The sequence below is a fragment of the Streptomyces sp. NPDC059743 genome (genome assembly GCF_042732975.1).
Lineage (GTDB): Bacteria > Actinomycetota > Actinomycetes > Streptomycetales > Streptomycetaceae > Streptomyces.
Map to the genome: position 1 here is coordinate 87,552 of NZ_JBHWGS010000009.1, position 21,397 is coordinate 108,948.

Annotated in this window: 1 protein-coding gene (running past one end of the window); it reads right to left on the reverse strand. The window is 72.9% G+C overall.

Annotation, left to right across the window (positions count from 1 at the left end; all coding sequences use genetic code 11):
* Window positions 1-11 precede the first annotated feature (11 nt).
* Window positions 12-21,397, reverse strand: partial view of a type I polyketide synthase gene (locus tag ACFV6H_RS17655; RefSeq protein ID WP_385542638.1) — the 3' portion only. 7,393 nt of this gene lie beyond the right edge of the window; only the last 21,386 of its 28,779 coding nucleotides appear in the window; its start codon lies off the right edge, out of view — the gene reads right to left on this strand; the stop codon is at window positions 12-14.

Consider the following 21,397-nt stretch of genomic DNA (forward strand, 5'->3'; position numbering starts at 1 on the left):
CCGTCTTCGCGCTACAGGTCGGACTGGCCGTTGAGCGCGGCCCGCACCAGGTCTGCCACGGCCATCGAGTCGATGGCCTCGCCGGATTCCTCGTTCTCCGCCGAGGCGCCGCCGCCTCGTCCGGCGAGCTGGAGCAGCGGCTCCAGTACGCCGATGTCGCGCAGCCGGGCGAGCGGTACGGAGGCCAGCAGGGCCCGGATCTCCGCCTCCTCGGCGTCGGTCCCGCTGTCGGGGCCCTCATCGGGAACGAGCTGCCGCAGCACATGCTCGCCGAGGGCCGTGGGCGTGGGATGGTCGAAGACGAGCGTCGCGGACAGACTCAGACCGGTGGCGGCGTTGAGCTGGTTGCGCAGCTCCACGGCGCCCAGCGAGTCGACGCCGAGATCGCGGAAGGACCGCTCGGGACCGACGGCGTCCGTGTCCGGGTAGCCCAGTACATGGGCGGCGCGGGTACGGACCAGTTCCACGACCGTTTCGAGACGGCGGTTCGCGTTCAGTCCCGCCAGCCGCTCCCGCAGGCCGTCTTCAACCGCACCACCGCCCGCACCGCCGCCGACCGCACCACCGCCCTGCGCGGCTGCCTGGGCGGCCACCATCTCCCGGTAGCCCGGGAGTTCGCGCAGCAGGGCGCCCGGCCGGCTCGCGCCGAAGGCGGCCACGAAGCGGTCCAGGGCGACTTCGGCGACGACCGCCGTCGGTTCGGCCTCCATGATCAGACGCAGCAGTGTCTCGCAGGCCTGTTCCGGGTCCATGGCGCCGATCCCGGCGCGCCTCGCGGCCTCGTCGGCTCCGGCGCCCTCGGCCATTCCGCCGCCGCCCCAGGCGCCCCAGGCGATCGAGGTCGCCGGGAGATCCTGTGCCCGGCGCCGTTCGGCGAGTGCGTCGAGTACGGCGTTGGCCGCCGCGTAGTTGGCCTGGCCGAGGTTGCCCACGGCGGAGGAGGCGGAGGAGAACAGCACGAACGCCGTGAGGTCCAGTTCGCGGGTCAGTTCGTCGAGCAGCAGGGCCGAGGTGACCTTGGCGCGGAAGACCGGCGCGAACCGCTCGGGAGTGAGCCGGTCGAGTACGCCGTCGTCCAGGACTCCGGCCGTGTGCACGACACCGGTCAGCGGATGCTCGGCCGGGATGTCCGCGAGTACGGCGGCCAGTTGGTCCCGGTCGGCGGCGTCGCACGCGGTGAGGCTGACACGGGCGCCGAGCCCTTCGAGTTCGGCCCGCAGCGCGTCGGCGCCGGGCGCGTCGGGGCCGCGCCTGCTGAGCAGTACGAGATGCCGGACACCGTCCCGGGCGAGCCTGCGGGCGACATGGGCGCCGAGGGCGCCGGTGCCACCGGTGATCAGTACGGTGCCGTCCGGCTCCCAGACACGGGCCGGGTGTTCACCGGGCGCCCGTACCAGGCGCCGGGCGAGCACGGCCGAGCCGCGTACCGCGACCTGGTCCTCTCCGTCGAGTCCGGCCAGTACGCCGGTGAGCCCGGCGGCCGTCCGCCCGTCCAGTGTCCCGGGCAGATCGATCAGACCGCCCCAGCGCTCCGGATACTCCAGCGCGGCAACTCGGCCGAGGCCCCAGACAGCGGCCTGGAGCGGGCGGCGCGGCTCCTCCGTACGGCGTACAAAGACCGCGCCATGGGTGAGGCACCAGAGCGGTGCGCCGATCCCGGCGTCGCCCAGGGCCTGGAGCAGTACGGCGGTGAGGGCGGTGCCCTCGGGCACACCGTCCGCCAGGGAATCCCGCAGGGCCAGGAGCGATACGACTCCGGCGAAGGGCGCGCCATCCGTACGAGCACTGTCGCCCAGCGCACGGAGTTCCGCGGCGAGCGCGGCGCGGTCGGGAGTGGCGACCGGGAGCCGTACGACCGAGGTGCCCAGCGCGTGGAGCGCCGTGGACACCCAGGCGTCCTCGGTCAGTTCACCGGGCACCACGGCGAGCCAGGTGCCTGTCAGCGGCTTGCGGTGGGCGAGGGCGGAGCCGCCGATGGGCCGCCAGACGACACGGTGCCGCCTGCCCTCCACGACCGACTCGTCCTCGCGCTGCCTGCGCCAGTCCAGCAGCGCGGGCAGCACCCTGGACAGCGCGTCCTCCTCGATGTCCAGCACGGATTCCAGCGAGGCGAAGTCCTCCCGCTCCACCGCGTCCCAGAACGCGCGGTCCGTGGTGTCCGCCTGCGGCGTCGCCTCGGCGGTGACGGCCGGCGCGTCGGGCCAGAACCGGCCGTGCTGGAAGGCGTACGTCGGCAGATCCACCCACCGGGCTCCGGTGTCCGCGAAGAACGCCGGCCAGACCGGGCCCGCGCCGTGGACATGCAGCCGGGCGAGCGCGGTGACCAAGGTGGTCTCCTCGTCCCTGCCCTTGCGCAGGAGCGGTACGGCGACGGCGGCGGGCGGCGCCGACTCCTGGGCCAGGGCGGCGAGCACTCCGTCCGGGCCCAGTTCCAGGAACGCGGTCACTCCGCGCTCCGCCATCGTCCTGACACCGTCGGCGAACCGTACGGCCTCCCGGACATGCCGTACCCAGTACTCCGCCGAGCACAGCTCCTCGGCCGTGGCCAGGGCGCCGGTCAGATTGGACACCACCGGGACACGCGGTGCCCGGAAGGCCAGTTGTCCGGCGACGGCGCGGAAGCCGTCCAGCATCGGGTCCATCAGCGGCGAGTGGAACGCGTGCGAGACCCGCAGCCGGCTGGTCTTGCGGCCACGCCTCTCCAGCTCGGCCGCCACCTCCAGCGCCACGCCCTCCTCGCCCGAGATCACCACGGACGCCGGGCCGTTGACAGCGGCGACCGAGATCCGGCCGGAGAGCAGCGGAGCGATCTCGTCCTCGGTGGCCTGTACGGCGAACATCGCGCCGCCGGCCGGCAGCGCCCGCATCAGCCTCGCGCGGGCCGCGACCAGCTTGACCGCGTCCTCCAGTGTGAACACGCCCGCCACATGGGCGGCGGCGATCTCACCGATGGAGTGCCCGGCCACCAGGTCCGGAGTCAGGCCCCAGGACTCGACCAGCCGGTACAGCGCCACCTCGACAGCGAACAGCGCGGGCTGGGCGGCGCCGGTGTCGTTCAGCGCCGCGGCGTCCGTGCCCCAGATCACCTCACGGAGCGGGCGCTCCAACTCGGCGTCCAACTCGGTGTCCAGCAGGGCCAGTACGGTGTCGAGCGCGTCGGCGAAGGCCGGGAACCGCTCGTACAGCTCACGGCCCATCCCGAGCCGCTGCGAGCCCTGGCCGGAGAAGAGGAAAGCGCGCTTGCCCGCCTTCTCCACCTTGTGCTCGACCAGCTGCGGCAGTGTGTTCCCTTCGGCCAGCGCGGTGAGGCCGTCGAGCAGACCGCCGCGTTCGGTGACGGTCAGGGCGGCCCGGTGCTCGAAGACCGAGCGGGTCGTCGCGAGCGAGAAGGCGAGATCGGTCAGCGGGACATCGGGACGGGCGGTCACCTGGGCGAGCAGCCTGCGGGCCTGGTCGCGCAGCGCGTTCCCGGTCCGGCCGGAGAGCAGGACCGGCACGGTGCTCACCTCGCGCCCGCCGGATGGCGCATCGGTAGCGGTATCGGTAGCAGTGGCGGTAGCGGCCTCCGGTGCCTGCTCCAGGACGATATGCGCGTTCGTACCACTGGCACCGAACGAGGAGACTCCGGCGCGGCGCGGCCGGCCCGAGTCCGGCCAGGCGATCTGCTCGGTGAGCAGCCGGGCGGCGCCCGCCGTCCAGTCCACATGGGACGTCGGGTTCTCGGCGTACAGCGACTTCGGCAGGGTGCCGTGGCGCATTGCCATCACCATCTTGATCACGCCGGCCACACCCGAAGCGGCCTGCGTGTGACCGATGTTGGTCTTCAGCGAACCGAGCAGGAGCGGGCGCTCCGGATCGCGGTCCTGGCCGTAGGTGGCGAGCAGCGCCTGTGCCTCGATCGGGTCACCGAGCTTGGTGCCGGTGCCATGGGCCTCCACCGCGTCCACCTCGGCGGGCGAGAGACCGGAGTTGGCGAGGGCCTGCCGGATCACCCGCTGCTGCGCGGGCCCGCTCGGCGCGGTCAGTCCGTTGGAGGCACCGTCCTGGTTGATGGCCGAGCCGCGCAGGACCGCCAGTACGCGATGGCCGTTGCGGCGCGCGTCGGAGAGCCGCTCGACCACGAGCATGCCCACGCCTTCGGACCAGCCGGTGCCGTCCGCCGCCTCGGAGAACGCCTTGCACCGGCCGTCGGGCGAGAGCGCGCCCTGGGCGCTGAACTCGACGAAGCCCGCCGGAGTGGCCATCACGGTGACACCGCCGGCCAGGGCGATCGGGCATTCGCCGGAACGGAGGGCCTGGGCGGCGAGATGCAGGGCGACCAGCGACGAGGAGCACGCGGTGTCCACGGAGACCGTGGGTCCCTGGAGACCGAAGGAGTACGCCAGCCGGCCGGAGAGCAGGCTCGCCGACTGCGCGGTCTCCCACTGGCCGGCCTCGGCGGGCGGCCGGTAGTCACCGCTGCCGCCGCCGACATAGACACCGGTGGTGCTGCCTCGCAGGCTCGTCGCGTCGATACCGGCCCGCTCCAGCGCCTCCCAGGCGGCTTCGAGCACGATGCGCTGCTGCGGATCCATCACGACGGCCTCGCGCGGCGAGATGCCGAACAGGCCCGGATCGAAGTCGGCCGCGTCGTGGAGGAAGCCGCCGTGGCCGGTGGCGCTGCGTCCGCGTCCGCCCTCCGGCGGGCCGCCGAGCAGAGTGTCGAGGTCCCAGCCGCGATCGGTCGGGAACTCGCCCACGGCGTCGGTCCCTTCGGTGACGAGCCGCCACAGCTCCTCGGGCGAGGTGACACCGCCCGGGTAGCGGCAGGCCATACCGATGATCACGACCGGGTCTTCGGCGGTCTGTACGGAGGCGGCCACGGGTGCCGTGGTGGCGGGCGCCTCACCGAGCAGCAAGGTCCGCAGATGCGCGGCGAGTTCGGCCGGTGTCGGATGGTCGAAGACCAAGGTCGCGGGCAGAGTGAGCCCGGTCGCGTCCTTGAGCTGGTTGCGCAGATCGACGGCGGTCAGGGAGTCGAAGCCGAGGTCGCGGAAGGGCAGGTCGGACTCGACGGCGTCGGCATCCGCGTGGCCGAGGACCAGGGCGACCTTCTCGGTGACCAGCGCGAGCGGCGCGTCGGCGCGTTCCGACTCGGACAGGCCGAGCAGCCACTGCCGGTAGATGCCCGCCGTGGACCGCTCCTCCCTCCGGTCGCGGTCGGCGGCCTCCAATGCCGCGCGGGCCTCGGGCAGTTCCGCGAGCAGGGCGCCTCGGCGCGCCTCGGTGAAGGCGGGTGCGAAGGTCTCCCAGCGGACATCGGCCACGGTGATGGCGCTCTCGCCGTCGGCGACGGCCCGGCCGAGCGCGGCGAGCGCCGCGTCGGCGTCCATCACGGGCAGTCCGTTCAGCCGCAGATGCGCGGCCATGGAGTGGTCCACGGCCTCCGTCCAGGCGCCCCAGGCGACCGACAGCGCGGTGGCTCCTCGGGCGCGGCGCGACCGGGTGAAGGCGTCCAGCCAGGCGCTGTACGCGGCCTCGGTCTCCTGGCCGCGTACGCCCCAGGTCCCGGCGATCGAACCGAACAGGACGAAGGCGTCCAGCGGCCGGTCGCCGAGGACCGTGTCGAGCTGGACGACTCCGGCAAGGGCCGAGGAGAGCGCCGCCTCGGAGTCACCGTCCGGCTCCTGCGCGTGGACGACGGCGGTGAGCGGTGCGTCCTCGGGCACGGTGGCCAGCAGCGCGGTCAGCGCGGCTCGGTCGGACGGATCGCAGACGGCGAAGGTGACCGTGGCGCCGAGCCGCTTCAGCTCGGCTTCGAGTGCCTCCGTACCGACGAGGTCGGACGGACGGCGGCCGGTCAGCAGCAGATGACGGGCGCCCTCACGGGCCAGCCGGCGGGCGGCCCGGCCGCCCATGGCGCCCGTACCGCCGACGACCAGCACGGTGCCGGTGGGCCGCCACGATCCGCCCTCGGCGGGCGTCGTGGCCGCTGTACGGATCAGGCGCCGGCCGAAGGCTCCGTCGGCGCGGACCGCGATCTGGTCCTCGCCGTCCGATGCGGTCAGGGCCCTGGTGAAGGCGACGCGCGCCCGCTCGTCCGACGGTTCGGGCAGATCGATCAGTCCGCCCCAGCGTTCGGGATGTTCCAGCACGGCGACCCGGCCCAGGCCCCAGACGATGGCCTGTCCGACATTGAACGGCGCCTCGGACGGAGCCACGGAGACGGCGCCTCGGGTGACGCACCACAGCGGCGCTTCGATGCCCGCCACGTCCAGGGCCGCCAGCAGCGCGGCGGGCCTGGCCGGCTCGGCCGGCAGCTCCTCGGCAGCGGCGGCGAGCAGCGAGACAACGCCGGTGAAACGGCTCCCGTCGCCGCGTGCCGACACCAGCCGTGCCACCAGCCCGGTGTCATCGGCCGCGGCGAAGACGTCCGCCTCCACCCGTACGGTGTCCGCGCCCAGCGCCTCGACGGCGGCGGCCGTCCACGCGTCCTCGGCACCGGCCGGCACGATCGCCAGCCAGGCACCCGAAGCCGCGGCCCCGGTGGTCACGGGCAGCTCCGTCCAGGACTCGCGGTAGCGCCAGTTCGCGCCGACTGACTGCTCGTCCCGGCGACGGCGCCACGCGGAGAGCGCGGGCACCATCGTGGTGACGGTCTCGTCGTCCAGGTCCAGCGAGGCGGCGAGCGACTCCAGATCCTCCCGCTCCACCGCCGACCAGAACTCCGCGTCCACCGGCTCCTGCGCGCCGCCCGCCGCTCCGGACACGGCCGGTGCGGCAGCCTCGGGCCAGTACCGCTCGCGCTGGAACGCGTACGTCGGCAGCTCCACCCGGCGCGCGCCGGTGCCCTCGAAGAACGCGGCCCACCGCGGGCCCGCGCCCCGGGTGTGCAGCGTGGCGAGCGCCGCGACCACGGCCGCCTCCTCGCCCTGAGCCGCGCGGAGCAGCGGCACCACCACGGGAGCGGGCTCGGCTCCGTCCAGGCTCTGCTGGGCCATCGCGGAGAGCACTCCGTCGGGACCGAGCTCCACGAAGGCACGGACTCCGGCGTCGCGCAGCGTCCGTACTCCGTCGGCGAACCGCACGGTCCCGCGGACATGCCGTACCCAGTAGGCGGGCGAGCGCAGTTCGTCGGAGGCCGCCAGGGCGCCGGTCAGATTCGACACCACCGGGATCCTGGGCTCGTGGTACGCGACGGTCCCGGCGACCCGGGCGAAGTCCGTGAGCATCGGGTCCATCAGCGGCGAGTGGAACGCGTGCGAGACGCGCAGCCGCTTGGTCCTGCGGCCGTCGGCCGCGAAGAGTTCGGCGATCTCCAGGACGGCGTCCTCGGCGCCCGCGACGACCAGCGCCTCGGGGCCGTTGACCGCCGCGATCGAGACATGCTCGCCCAGCAGTGAGGTGATCTCGTCCTCGGTGGCCTGGAGCGCGACCATCGCGCCGGTCTGCGGAAGCGCCTGCATCAGCGAGGCGCGCGCCGCCACCAGCCGACAGGCGTCGGCCAGTGTGAACACGCCCGCCACATGGGCGGCGGCGATCTCGCCGATGGAGTGCCCGGCCACGAAGTCCGGTGTGAGTCCCCATGATTCGGCGAGCCGGAAGAGCGCCACCTCGACGGCGAACAGCGCGGGCTGGGTCCAGCCGGTCTCGTCCAGCAGCTCCGACTCGAAGGTGCCGGGCTCGGCGAACAGCACCTCGCGCAGCGGGAATTCCAGCTCGGTGTCGAGATGGGCGAGCACCGCGTCCAGCGCCTCGGCGAAGACCGGGAACCGCCCGTACAGCTCGCGGCCCATCGCGCCGCGCTGGCTGCCCTGGCCGGAGAAGAGGAACGCGGTCCTGCCGGGAGCGCGGCCCGCCGTTCCGCGGGCGATCTCCCGTACGCCGTCGGCGCCCGCGAGCAGGACCGCTCGGTGCGGGAAGACCGTACGGTCCGTGGCGAGGGAGTGCCCGATGTCGACCGGCGAGAGCGCGGTGTCGGCGGCGGCGAAGTCGGTGAGCCGGTCGATCTGGGCCTGGAGCGCCTCACGGGTCCTGCCGGACACGATCCACGGCACGCCTGCGGGCGCCACGCCGGGAGTTACGGTCCGCTCCGGGACGGTGCCCGGTACGGCGGTGGGTACGACGTCCGGCCCGGGAGCGGTCCCGGGCGCCGCTTCGACGGACGGTGCCTGCTCCACGATGACATGCGCGTTCGTCCCGCTCACGCCGAACGCCGAGACTCCGGCCCGGCGCGGACGGCCGGTCTCGGGCCAGACCGCCGCCTCCCGCAGCAGCGACACGGCGCCGGAGGACCAGTCGACATGCGCCGAGGGCGTGTCGATGTGCAGGCTCTTCGGCAGAGTGCCGTGGCGCATCGCCAGCAGCATCTTGATGACGCCCGCGACTCCGGCCGCCGCCTGGGTGTGCCCGATGTTCGACTTGACCGTACCGAGCAGCAGCGGGCGCTCCCGGTCCCGGCCGTAGGTGGTCAGCAGGGCCTGGGCCTCGATCGGGTCACCCAGCGTGGTGCCCGTACCGTGCGCCTCCACGACGTCCACCTCGGCGGGTGCCAGTCCCGCCTCGGCGAGCGCCTGCCGGATCACGCGTTGCTGCGAAGGGCCGTTGGGCGCGGTGAGCCCGTTGGAGGCGCCGTCCTGGTTGACGGCGGTGGAGCGGATGATGCCGCGGACCTCGTGGCCGTTGCGTACGGCGTCGGAGAGCCGCTCCAGCACCAGGATGCCGACGCCCTCGGACCAGGCGGTGCCGTCGGCGCCGTCGGAGAACGCCTTGCACCGGCCGTCGGGAGCGAGACCGCCCTGGGCGGAGAACTCCACGAAGGAGTCCGGGCTGGACATCACGGAGACTCCGCCCGCGATCACCAGCGAGCACTCCCCCGCGCTCAGCGCCTTGCCGGCCCAGTGCAGGGCCACCAGCGAGGACGAGCAGGCGGTGTCGACGGTGACGGCCGGGCCCTCCAGACCGAGCGCGTAGGAGAGCCGGCCGGACATGACGCTCGCGGTGTTGCCGGTGGCCGCGTATCCCCGTACGTCGGAGGCGGAGCGGCGCAGTACGTCCACGTAGTCCTGGCCGTTGGTGCCGACGAAGACGCCGGTGGTGGAGCCGCGCAGTGTCGACGGATCGATCCCGGCCCGCTCCAGCGCCTCCCAGGTGGTCTCCAGCAGCAGTCGCTGCTGCGGATCCATGGCCAGGGCCTCACGTGGTGAGATTCCGAAGAAGCGGGCGTCGAAGTCGGCGACTCCGGTGAGGAATCCGCCCTGGAGTGTGTCCGAGGCGCCCGCGCCGAGTGCCTCGATGTCCCAGCCTCGGTCGGCCGGGAACGCGGTGATGCCGTCCCGGCCCTCGGCGAGCAGCCGCCACAGCTCCTCGGGCGAGTCGGCGCCGGGGAAGCGGCAGCTCATACCGACGACGGCGATCGGATCGTCGTCCAACGGCCGGCCCGCCGTGACGGGCGCCGCCGCCTCGGGCAGTGAGCCGAGCAGCTCGGCCAGCAGGAAGTCCGCCAGCTCGCGCGGTGTCGGCAGATCGTAGACGAGCGAGGCGGGCAGGCTCAGCCCGGTCAGTGCGGCGAGCGCGTTACGGAGTTCGAGCGTGGTCAGCGAGTCGAAGCCCAGATCGCGGAAGGCCCGGTCGTCCTCGATGGTCCGCGCGTCGGAGTGGCCGAGTACGGCGGCCACCTGGGCGCGCAGCAGATCGAGCACATGTCCGGCGCGTTCGGCCTCGGGCAACTCAGCGAGCCGGCGCCGCAGTTCCGGCTCTCCGGCGTCGGCGCCGACGGGCGCGGCGGACCGTCGTACCTCGGGCAGGTCGCCGACGAGCGGCAGCGGGCGGCTCGCGGCGAAGGCGGGCAGGAAGCGGTCCCAGTCGATGTCGGCGATCGCGAGGGCGGTGTCGTCGTGCTCGACCGCCCGGAGCAGCGCGCGTACGGCCGGTTCCGGTGCGAGCGGCTCGAATCCGCCGCGCCGTACGCGGCTCTCGATCCCGGTGGTGTCGGCGGCCATGCCGGATCCGGCCCAAGGGCCCCAGGCGACGGAGAGCGCGGTGAGGCCATGGGCCCGCCGGTACTCGGCGAGCGCGTCCAGATAGGCGTTGGCGGCGGCGTAGTTGCCCTGTCCCGCCGCGCCGATGACACCGGCGGTCGAGGAGAAGAGCACGAACGCCGAGAGATCCAGCTCTGCGGTCAGCTCATGGAGATGGTGTGCCGGGACCACTTTGGAGCGCAGGACGGCGGTGAAGCCGTCCGGAGTGAGCGCGTCCACGGTGGTGTCCTCGACCACTCCGGCCGTATGGATCACCGCGGTGAGCGGCGCGTCCTCGGGGACGGCGGCGAGCAGGGCGGCCAACGCCTCGCGATCGGCGACATCGCAGGCGGCGATGGTTACTTGGGCGCCCAGCTCTTCCAGTTCGGTGCGGAGTGCGGCGGCGCCGGGAGCGTTCTCGCCGCGCCGGCCGGCGAGCAGCAGATGGCGGGCGCCCTCGCGGGCGAGCCCGCGGGCCACATGTCCGCCGAGTGCGCCGGTGCCACCGGTGATCAGAACGGTGCCCGCCTGGTCGAACGGGTGCCGCTGGTCCGCTGCTTCGGTGGGCCCGGCTGGGCTGTGGGCGAGGCGCCGTACGAAGACTCCGGAGGCACGTACGGCCGTCTCGCTCTCGCCGTCCGTACTGGCCAGGACGCTCCTGAAGCGACGGGCGGCATGGGCGTCGAGCTGCTCGGGCAGATCGACGCAGCCGCCCCAGCGGCCGGGCTGTTCCAGGGCGACGGCGCGGCCGAGTCCCCAGACGGCGGCCTGGTCGAGGCTGATCACATGCTCCGAGCGGCCGACCGACACCGCGCCACGGGTGACGTTCCACAGCGGCGCGTGGATCCCGGCGTCGCCGAGCGCCTGTACGGCGACGGTGGTCAGTGTGAGGGCGGCGGGCACCTCGGGACGGGCCTCGCCGTCGCGGCCCACGAGTGCGAGCAGGGACAGCGCGCCGGTGAACTCGCCTTCCTCGGCACGCAGTTCGGTCAGCCGGGCGGCCAGTGCGGCCCGGTCGGTCCCGGTGACCTCGACCAGGACGGTCTCCGTACCGAGGGCGGCGACGACCTCGGCGGACCAGGCGGTGTCCTCGGTACGGGCCGGTGCCAGGACGAGCCAGCGTCCGGAGAGCGCGGCCGGTGCGGTGGAGCCGGTCCGCGGTTTCCAGGCGACCTTGTAGCGCCAGGCGTCCACGGCGGACTGCTCGCCACGGCGGCGGCGCCATGCGCTGAGGGCCGGGACCATCGCGGTGACGGTGTCGTCGTCCAGCCCGAGCGAGGCCGCGAGCGCCGTCACATCGTCGCGCTCGACGGCCGACCAGAACTCGGCGTCCACGGCGCCGGCGGCGCTCTCCGCTCCCACGGCCGCGCCGGCCGGTGCCTCGGGCCAGTAGCGCTCGCGCTGGAAGGCATAGGTGGGCAGGGCGATCCGGCGCGCTCCGCTGTCCGCGAAGTACGCGCGCCAGTCCATGTCCACGCCGTTGACCTGCGCGCCCGCCAGCGCGGTGACGAGCGCCCGTACCTCCGGGCGGTTGCCGCGCAGAAGCGGCAGCAGGACCGTACGGGGCTCCTCGGCGAGGCTCTCGCGTGCCATGCCGCAGAGCACTCCGTCGGGACCGAGTTCCAGGAAGGTCCGTACGCCGCCCTGGGCCGAGAGCCAGCCGATCCCGTCGGCGAAGCGGACGGTGTCACGGACATGGCGGACCCAGTACTCCGGTGAGCACACCTGGTCGTCGGTGGCGAGCGCGCCGGTCACATGGGAGACGAGCGGGATGACGGGCGGACGGTAGGTGAGGCTTCGCGCGATCCGGGCGAAGTCGTCCAGCATCGGGTCCATCAGCGGGGAGTGGAAGGCATGGCTCACCCGCAGCCGCCTGGTCTTGCGTCCCTGGGCCTCGAAGGACGCGGCGAGGGCGAGGACGGCGTCCTCCGTCCCGGCGACGACCACCGAGGAGGGCCCGTTGACGGCCGCGATCGAGACCGCGCCCTCGGTGTCCCCGGCTTCCGCCAGCAGCGGCAGGACCTCGTCCTCGGCGGCCTGGAGGGAGACCATCGCGCCGCCCTCGGGCAGCGCCTGCATCAGCCGGCCGCGCGCGGCCACCAGGGCGCACGCGTCCGGCAGGGAGAGCACGCCCGCGGCGTGCGCGGCGGCGAGTTCACCGATGGAGTGCCCGGCCAGATAGTCGGGTGTGATGTCCCAAGACCCGGCGAGCCGGAACAGCGCGACCTCCACGGCGAACAGCGCGGGCTGCGCGTAACCGGTCCGGTCGAGCAGCGCGGCTTCCGCCGAGCCTTCGGCGGCGAACAGGATCTCGCGCAGCGGCCGGTCCAGTTCGCCGTCCAGATGGGCCAGTACGGCGTCGAGCGCGTCGGCGAACACCGGGAAACGCTCGTACAGTTCGCGTCCCATGCCGACGCGCTGGCTGCCCTGTCCGGTGAACAGGAACGCCGTACGGCCACGGCCCGTGCCGGCGCCCTGCGCCACGCCCGGTCCCGGCAGTCCGTCGCGCAGGGCCAGCAGACCGCGCAGCAGTTCGTCGGGCTTCCGCGCCACGACGGCGGCGCGGCGCTCCAGGCTCGCCCGCGAGGTGGCCAGGGAGAAGGCGAGATCGGTGAGCCGGGTCCCGGGCCGCTCCTCCACCAGGGCGAGCAGCCGGCCCGCCTGGGCGCGCAGCGCCGCCTCGCTCCGCGCCGAGATCAGTACGGGCACGGTGTCCGGTACGACGTCCGGCGCAGCGCCCGGCGCGGGTTCGCGGTCGTCGGCGGGCTCCTCGGCGGGCTCTGCAGCAGGCGCCTGTTCGAGGATGGTGTGCACATTGGTGCCGCTGATACCGAACGAGGAGATGGCACCGCGCCGAGGACGGCCGGTGACCGGCCAGTCGGTCTCCTCGGTCAGCAGATCGATGGCTCCGGAGGACCAGTCGACATGCGAGGACGGCGTGTCGATATGGAGCGTCTTGGGCACGACGCCCTGCTGGAGCGCCATGACCATCTTGATCACGCTGGCCGCGCCCGAGGCCATCTGGGTGTGCCCGATGTTGGACTTGACCGAGCCGAGGAGCAGCGGCTGCCCGGGCTCCCTGTCCTGGCCGTAGGTGGTGAGCAGAGCTTGCGCTTCGATCGGGTCGCCCAGCGCGGTGCCGGTGCCATGGCCCTCGATGACATCGACCTCGGCCGGACGGAGTCCCGCGTTGGCGAGGGCCTGGCGGATCACCCGTTGCTGGGAAGGGCCGTTGGGCGCGGTGAGTCCGTTGGACGCGCCGTCCTGGTTGACGGCGCTGCCGCGTACCACGGCCAGTACGTGATGGCCGTTGCGCCGTGCGTCGGAGAGCCGCTCCAGCAGTACGAGACCGACGCCCTCGGCGAGCGTCATCCCGTCGGCGGCGTCCGCGTACGCCTTGCAGCGGCCGTCGGCCGCGAGCGCCCGCTGCCTGCTGAAGCCGACGAAGGAGAGCGGAGTGGACATGATGCTCACACCGCCGGCGAGCGCGAGGGAGCTCTCGCCGTTGCGCAGCGACTGGCAGGCGAGATGCATCGCGACGAGCGAGGACGAGCAGGCGGTGTCGAGCGTGACGGCCGGGCCCTCGAAGCCGAAGAGATACGAGACCCGTCCGGAGAGCACGCTGGAGAGCGTGCCGGTGATCGCATGGCCCTCGGAGCCCTCGGCCGAGTTGGGCACGGCGGAGGCGTAGTCCTGGTAGCTGGCGCCGACGAAGGTGCCCGTCATACTGCCGCGCTGGCTCACCGGATCGATCCCGGCGTGCTCGAAGGTCTCCCAGGCCGTCTCCAGCAGCAGCCGCTGCTGCGGATCCATGGAGACCGCCTCGCGCGGCGAGATCCCGAAGAAGCCGGGATCGAAGTCGGCGACGTCGTGGAGGAATCCGCCCTGGACGGAGTAGGTCCTGCCCTGCCGGTCGGGATCCGGGTCGTAGAGCCCTTCGGCGTCCCAGCCGCGGTCGGCGGGAAAGCCGGAGATGGCGTCGCCGCCCTCCCTGACCAGCCGCCAGAGCTCCTCGGCCGAGCTGACTCCGCCGGGATAGCGGCAGCTCATACCGATGACGGCGATCGGATCGTCGTCGGTGGCGGCCAGCGCGGCGGTCACCGGTCCTCCGGCCACCGTACGGGCGCCCGCCATCTCGTTCTTGAGGAAGCCTGCCAGCGCGGCGGGACTGGGATGGTCGAAGACCATGGTCGTCGGAAGCGTCAGTCCGGTGACGGACGCGAGCCGGTTGCGCAGCCCGACCGCCGTGAGCGAGTCGAAACCGACATCACGGAAGGCACGCTGGTCCGGCAGGGCGTCGGGCGACGAGAGGCCCAGGACGGCCATGGCCTCGGTACGGACCGTCTCCAGCAGCAGCCGCTCCTGCTCGGCCGGCGGGAGCGCGCGCAGCCGGGTCATGAACTCGCCCTCGGCAACGGTGCCGATGGACCGCTCGGCGGCCTCGGTGAGCCGCCGTACCTCGGGCACCTCGGCGAAAAGCGTGCTCGTGCGGCCGGAGGTGAAGACGGGGTAGTAGGTCTCCCAGTCGATGTCGGCGACCGCGATGGCGGTCTCCTCGTCGTCCAGGGCACGCTTGAGCCCGGTGAGCGCGAGCTGCGGCGCCATGAACTCCAGCCCGCTGCGCCGGATCGTTCCCGGGTCGACGCGGCCGAGTTGGAGATCGTCGGCCCAGATGCCCCAGGAGAGGGAGAGGGCGGGCAGCCCTCGGGCCCTGCGGTGGGCGGCGAGCGCGGCGAGATACGCGTTGCCCGCCACATAGGCGGCGTGCGCGCCGCTGCCCCACATCCCGGCGGTGGACGAGTAGAGGATGAAGTCGTCCAGCTCGTCGTTGTCGAGGAGCTCGTCCAGCACCTGGGCGCCGGCCACCTTGGCGTGCATGACCCGGGCGAAGGCGTCGAGACTCGTCTCGGCCAGCGCGTACAGCTCGATCAGCGCGGCGGTGTGGACGACGGTGCGTACGGTACGGCCTTCGGCCTTGAGGGCGGCCAGCAGCGCGGCGACGGCGTCGCGGTCGGTCACATCGCAGGCGGCGACGGTCGCCTCGGTGCCCGACTCGGCCAGTTCGGCGACGAGTTCGGCCGCGCCCGGAGCGTCCATGCCACGGCGGCTCATCAGCACCAGATGTCCGGCGCCCTGTGCGGCCAGCCAGCGCGCGAGATGCGGCGCGAGCGTGCCCGAACCGCCGGTGATGAGCGTGGTGCCGCGTGGAGTCCAGTCGCGGGCGGGCTCACGGTCGCCGGTCGCGGCGCGCACGATCCGGCGTGCGAACACACCCGAGGAGCGAACGGCGAGCTGGTCCTCCTCGCCGAGCGCGCCGGCGAGAGCCGACACGAGCCGCCCGGCGGCCCGTTGGTCGAGAGTGGCGGGCAGATCGATGACACCGCCCCAGCGCTGCGGATGCTCCAGGGCCGTGGTCCAGCCCACGCCGGCGATCTGCGCCTGGACGGGCGAGACGAGCGCGTCGGAGCGGCCGGTGGAGACCGCGCCACGGGTGAGGAACCAGAGCGGCGCGTCGATCCCGGCGTCGCCCAGCGCCTGGACGAGCGAGACGGTCAGGGCCAGACCGAGTGCCAGGCCGGGATGGATTTCTGACGGCGTTTCAGCGGCGGCGAGCGTCGAGACGATCCCGGCGAAGCCGACGGGCTCACCGGCCGCGCCGGTCCCGGCGCTCTCACCGGAGCCGCTGATCTCATCGGCCCGGCTGCTGATCTCAGCGGTCCGGCCGGTCGGGTGCTGTCCGGCGTGCTCGGCCAGCAGCGCGGCGAGGGCCTCGCGGTCCAGAGACGACTCGTCCAGTACGAGCCGTCGTACCTCGGCGCCATGGCCGCTCAGGGCGCCGACGATCTCGCTGTCGCCGTGGGCCTCGGCGGAGACCACCAGCCAGACACCGGACAGCGGTGCCGGAGGGACCGTACCGACCGGTGTCCAGGACTCCCGGTAGCGCCAGGAGTCGACGGTGGAGCGGTCCCGGCGGGACCTGCGCCAGGACGAGAGCGCGGGCAGCACTGCCGCCACCGAGTCCTCGTCCGTGCCCAGGGCGGAGGTCAGCGCGGACAGGTCTTCCTCTTCCACCGCCGTCCAGAACTCCGCGTCCATGGGATCCGCCACGACCGTCCGGTCCGGCACGGGAGGTACGGCCCAGAGCTGCTCGCGCTGGAAGGCATAGGTGGGCAGATCCACACGCCGGGCGCCGGTGTCCGCGAAGAGGACGCTCCAGTCGACCTCGACTCCGCGTACGTACAGCTCGGCGGCGGAGAGCATGAAGCGCGAGAGGCCGCCGTGGTCGCGGCGGAGCGTTCCGTCGGCGACGCCCGGTTCACCGGTCTCGTCGATCATGTCCTGTACCGGCATGGTCAGTACGGGATGCGAGCTGACCTCCACGAACTTACGGTGGCCCGCGCCCAGCAGATCACGGATCGCGTCGGCGAAGAGCACGCGCTGCCGCAGATTGCGGAACCAGTACTCCGCCTCCATCTCCTCCGTATCCAGCCATCCACCGGTCATCGTGGAGAAGAACGGCACCTCGGCCGTACGCGGACGCACCGGCCCCAGCACATCGAGAAGCTCCTCGCGCAGACCCTCCACCTGCGCCGAATGCGACGCGTAATCCACCGCGATACGACGAACCCGTACCTCCTCGCCCGACAACTCCGCGAACAGCTCGTCCAGAGCCTCCGGTTCACCGGAAACAACCACCGAACGCGGACCATTGACGGCCGCCACGGAGATCCGGCCGGGCCATGCCTCAAGACGGCTCTCCACCTCAGCCACCGGCAGCGGGACCGACATCATCCCGCCATGCCCGGCCAGACGACGACCGATCGCCTGACTGCGCAACGCCACCACCCGCGCACCGTCCTGGAGCGAGAGCGCACCGGACACCACAGCAGCCGCGATCTCGCCCTGCGAGTGACCGACCACCGCATCGGGCTCCACACCGTACGAACGCCACACCGCCGCCAGCGACACCATCACCGCAAACGAAACAGGCTGCACCACATCCACCCGCCCCAACGACGGAGCACCCTCCACACCCCGCAACACATCCACCAACGACCAGTCCACGAACTCGCCCAGCGCAGCCGCGCATTCCGCGATCCGCTCCGCGAACACCGGCGACTCATCGAGGAGTTGCGCACCCATCCCGGCCCACTGCGAACCCTGACCGGGAAAGACGAACACCGTCCTCCCTTCGACATCCGCGACGCCTCGGGCGACCACGGACGACGGTCCGTCCGCCGCCACCGCGCTCAGGGCCGCCATCGGGTCCTCTCCCGCGCCCGGCACGAGCACGGCCCGGTACTCGAAGGCGGAGCGGGACGAGACAAGCGAGTGGGCCACATCCAGCGGCCTCAGCGCGGGACCGTGCGCTTCCTGCGTCTCCATGTACGACAGCAGCCGGGCGGCCTGCTCACGGAGCGCGGAGCCGGTACGGGCCGAGATCAGCCAGGGCAGCGGACCGGTGCCAGGACCGGCCCCGGGCGCGGTCGTGCCTACGGCCTCCGAGGACTCCTCCTCGGCCGGTGCCTGTTCCAGCAGCGTGTGCGCGTTGGTGCCGCTGATACCGAAGGACGAGACCGCACACCGACGCGGACGGCCCGTCTCCGGCCACTCCACCGCCTCCGACAACAACCGCACCGCACCGGAGGACCAGTCCACATGCGACGACGGCCTCTCCGCGTGCAACGTACGCGGCAGCACACCACGACGCAGCGCCATCACCATCTTGATCACACTGGCCACTCCGGCGGCGGACTGGGCGTGCCCGATGTTGGACTTCACCGAGCCGAGCAGAAGCGCACGCTCCGGATCGCGTTCGCGGCCGTAGGTGGCCAGCAGCGCCTGGGCCTCGATCGGATCGCCGAGCGGCGTTCCCGTGCCATGGGCCTCCAGGGCGTCGATGTCCGACGGATCCAGCCGTGCGTTGGCGAGGGCCTGCCGGATGACACGCTGCTGGGACGGGCCGTTGGGCGCGGTGAGTCCGTTGGACGCGCCGTCCTGGTTGATGGCCGAGCCACGGATCACGGCCAGCACCGGATGTCCGTTGCGGCGGGCGTCGGAGAGCCGCTCCACCAGCAGGATGCCGACGCCCTCGGCCAGCGTCATCCCGTCCGCGTCGTCGGAGAACGCCTTGCAGCGGCCGTCCTGGGCGAGGGCCCGCTGCCTGCTGAAGGCGACGAAGGGCGCGGGCGTGGTCATGACGGTGGCGCCGCCCGCGACCGCGAGTGTGGACTCGCCGTTGCGCAGCGACTGGCAGGCGAGATGCAGGGCGACGAGCGAGGACGAGCACGCCGTGTCGACCGTGACGGCAGGGCCTTCGAGCCCGAAGACATAGGAGAGCCGCCCGGACAGCACACTGGGACTGCTGCCGGTGACCATATGGCCCTCGGCCCCGTCGCCCGCGCCGAGTCCGTACTCCTGGTAGCTGGAGCCGATGAAGGTGCCGGTGAGGCTGCCTCGTACGGCCACGGGATCGATCCCGGCGCGCTCGAAGCTCTCCCAGGTGGTCTCCAGCAGCAGCCGCTGCTGAGGATCCATCACCAGCGCCTCGCGCGGCGAGATACCGAAGAACGTCGGGTCGAACGCGTCCGCCTCGTGCAGGAATCCGCCCTGTGTCGAGTACGTCCTGCCCGGCCGGTCCGGGTCGGGATCGTAGAGGCCCTGGGCGTCCCAGCCGCGGTTCACGGGGAACTCGGACACCGCGTCCACGCCCTGTGTGACCAGCTCCCAGAGCTGCTCGGGAGAGCCGGCTCCGCCCGGGAAGCGGCAGCTCATCCCGATGATGGCGATGGGCTCGTCGTCGGCGGCGCCGGTGGCGACGGGCCCTGCCGTCTCCAGGACGGCGCCGAGGATCTCGGCCCGCAGATACCGCGCCAGCTCCAGCGGCGTCGGATAGTCGAAGACCATCGTGCTGGGCAGAGTGAGTCCGGTGACCGTGGACAGCCGCTTGCGCAGTTCGACGGCGGTGAGCGAGTCGAAGCCGATCTCACGGAAGGCGCGTGCCTCCGGTACGCCGTCGGCGGAGCCGTGTCCGAGGACGGCGGCGGCCTCGCTCCGTACGAGATCGGCGAGGAGACGGATCTGCTCGGGCTCGGTCAGGGCCCGTACGCGCGTGACGAACTCCGAGGCCCGGCCGGTGTCGTGCGCCTCGGCGGCGACGGTGAGTGCCCGTACCTCGGGCAGGTCGGCGAGGAGCGCGCTGGGACGCGCCGAGGTGAAGACCGGGGCGTAGCGCTCCCAGTCGACGTCGGCGACCGTGACGGTGGTGTCCTGGCCGAGGACCGCGCGGCGCAGTTCGGTGATCGCGGGTCCTGGCTCCAGAAGGCCGAGGCCCTGCCGTTCGAAGGTGGCGGAGACCGTTCCGTCGGCGGCCATGCCCGCCTCGGCCCAGGGTCCCCAGGCGAGGGAGGTGGCGGTCAGTCCCCGGGCGTGGCGGTGTTCCGCGAGCGCGTCGAGATAGGCGTTGGCGGCGCCGTAGGCGCTCTGGCCGCCGCTGCCCCAGACACCGGCGATGGAGCCGAACAGGACGAACAGGTCGAGTTCGCGGTCGCCGAGCAGGGCGTCGAGATGGGCCGCGCCCGCGAGCTTCGCCGAGGTCAGCTCGGCGAATTCGGCGAGGCCGGTCTGTTCGAGCGGTCCGAACTGGCCGACGCCCGCGGTGTGCACGACTCCGCTCAGCGGCGTCTCGTCCGGAATGCCGTCCAGTACGGCGGCGAGCGCGGCACGGTCGGCGACATCGCAGGCGACGATCTCGACGTGCGCGCCCAGCTCCTCCAGTTCGGCGCGGAGAGCGGCGGCGCCGGGCGCGTCGGGCCCGCGCCGGCTGGTCAGTACGAGCCGCTCCGCGCCCGCGCGGGCCAGCCAGCGGCCCACCTCGGCGCCCAGACCGCCGGTGCCGCCGGTGATGAGCACGGTGCCCCGGGCGGTGAACTCCCGTGCGGCGGGCAGCTCTCCGACCGAGTGGCGGACGAGCCTGCGTCCATGGACTCCGGAGGCGCGCAGGGCCACCTGGTCCTCGCCGTCGGGAGCGTCCTTGGTGGCGAGCACTCCGGCGAGGCGCTGCGCGGCCCGCTGGTCGAGCGTCCCGGGCAGATCGACCAGTCCGCCCCAGAGCCTCGGGTGCTCCAGCGCGACGGTCCTGCCGAGTCCCCAGGCCGTGGCCTGGGCCGGACGGGTGAGCGGATCGGCGGGCCCGGTCGACACGGCGCCCCGGGTGGCGGTCCACAGCCGTCCTCGCGCGCCGGTGCCGGCGAGCGCCTGGACGAGCGCGACGGTCAGGGCGAGCCCGTCGGTGAGCGGCGGATACGCGGCGCTCGGACGCTCGTCCAGCGGGAGTACGGACAGGACGTTCGCCGTGCCGTCGTACTCCTCGACGGCCAGCAGCCGTTCGGCCAGTACGGTCCGGTCGGCGCACGACGGATCGAGCTCCAGCCTGCGTACACGCGCGCCATGGGCACCGAGCGCGCCCGTCAGCTCGTCGCAGAGTGCGGGATCGGTGCCGTCGCTGGTGACGAGCAGCCAGGTGCCGTCCAGGACGGGCGCGGCGGGCCTGCCGAGCGTCACCCACCGGGTCCGGTAGCGCAGCGAGTCGAGCAGGGTTTTCTCGCGCTTGCCGCGCCGCCAGGAGGTGAGCGCGGGCAGCAGGGAGCCCAGCGAACCGTGGTCTCCCTCGCCGAGGCCGAGGATCGTGGCCAGTTCGTCGGCGTCGCCGCGCTCCACGGCGGCCCACAGACGCTGGTCGCCCGGATCGGTGGCGGCCTGGGCCGGCGCCGCGGTGAGCTGCGGCCAGTAGAACTCGTGCTGGAAGGCGTACGTGGGCAGATCCACCCGGCGTGCTCCGCTGCCCGCGAAGTAGGCGGACCAGTCGACGGACACACCATGGGTCTGGAGCCGGGCCAGCGCGGTGGTGACGGCGAGCTGCTCGGTACGGTCCGCGCGGAGCAGCGGGACGAGTTCGGCGTCGTACGTGTCGCCGAGGATGTCCTGCGCCATGGCGGTGAGCGGTCCGTCGGGTCCCAGTTCGAGGAAGGTGGTCACGCCCGCGTCACGCAGTGTCGTCACACAGTCGGCGAAGCGGACCGCCGCACGGACATGCTCGACCCAGTACTCCGGGGAGCACACCTGCTCGGCGGTGACGAGATCACCGGTCAGATTGGAGACGAGCGGGATCCGCGGCGGAGCGTAGGTCAGTTCGGCGGCGACGGCGCGGAACGCGTCGAGCATTCCGGCCATGTGCGGCGAGTGGAAGGCATGGCTCACGCGCAGCCGCTTGGTCTTGCGTCCCCGGGCCTCGAACGCGGCGGCGATCTCCCGTACCGCGTCCTCGTCGCCGGAGATCACCACGGAGGAGGGCCCGTTGACGGCGGCGACCGAGACACGCTCGGAGAGATACGAGGTCA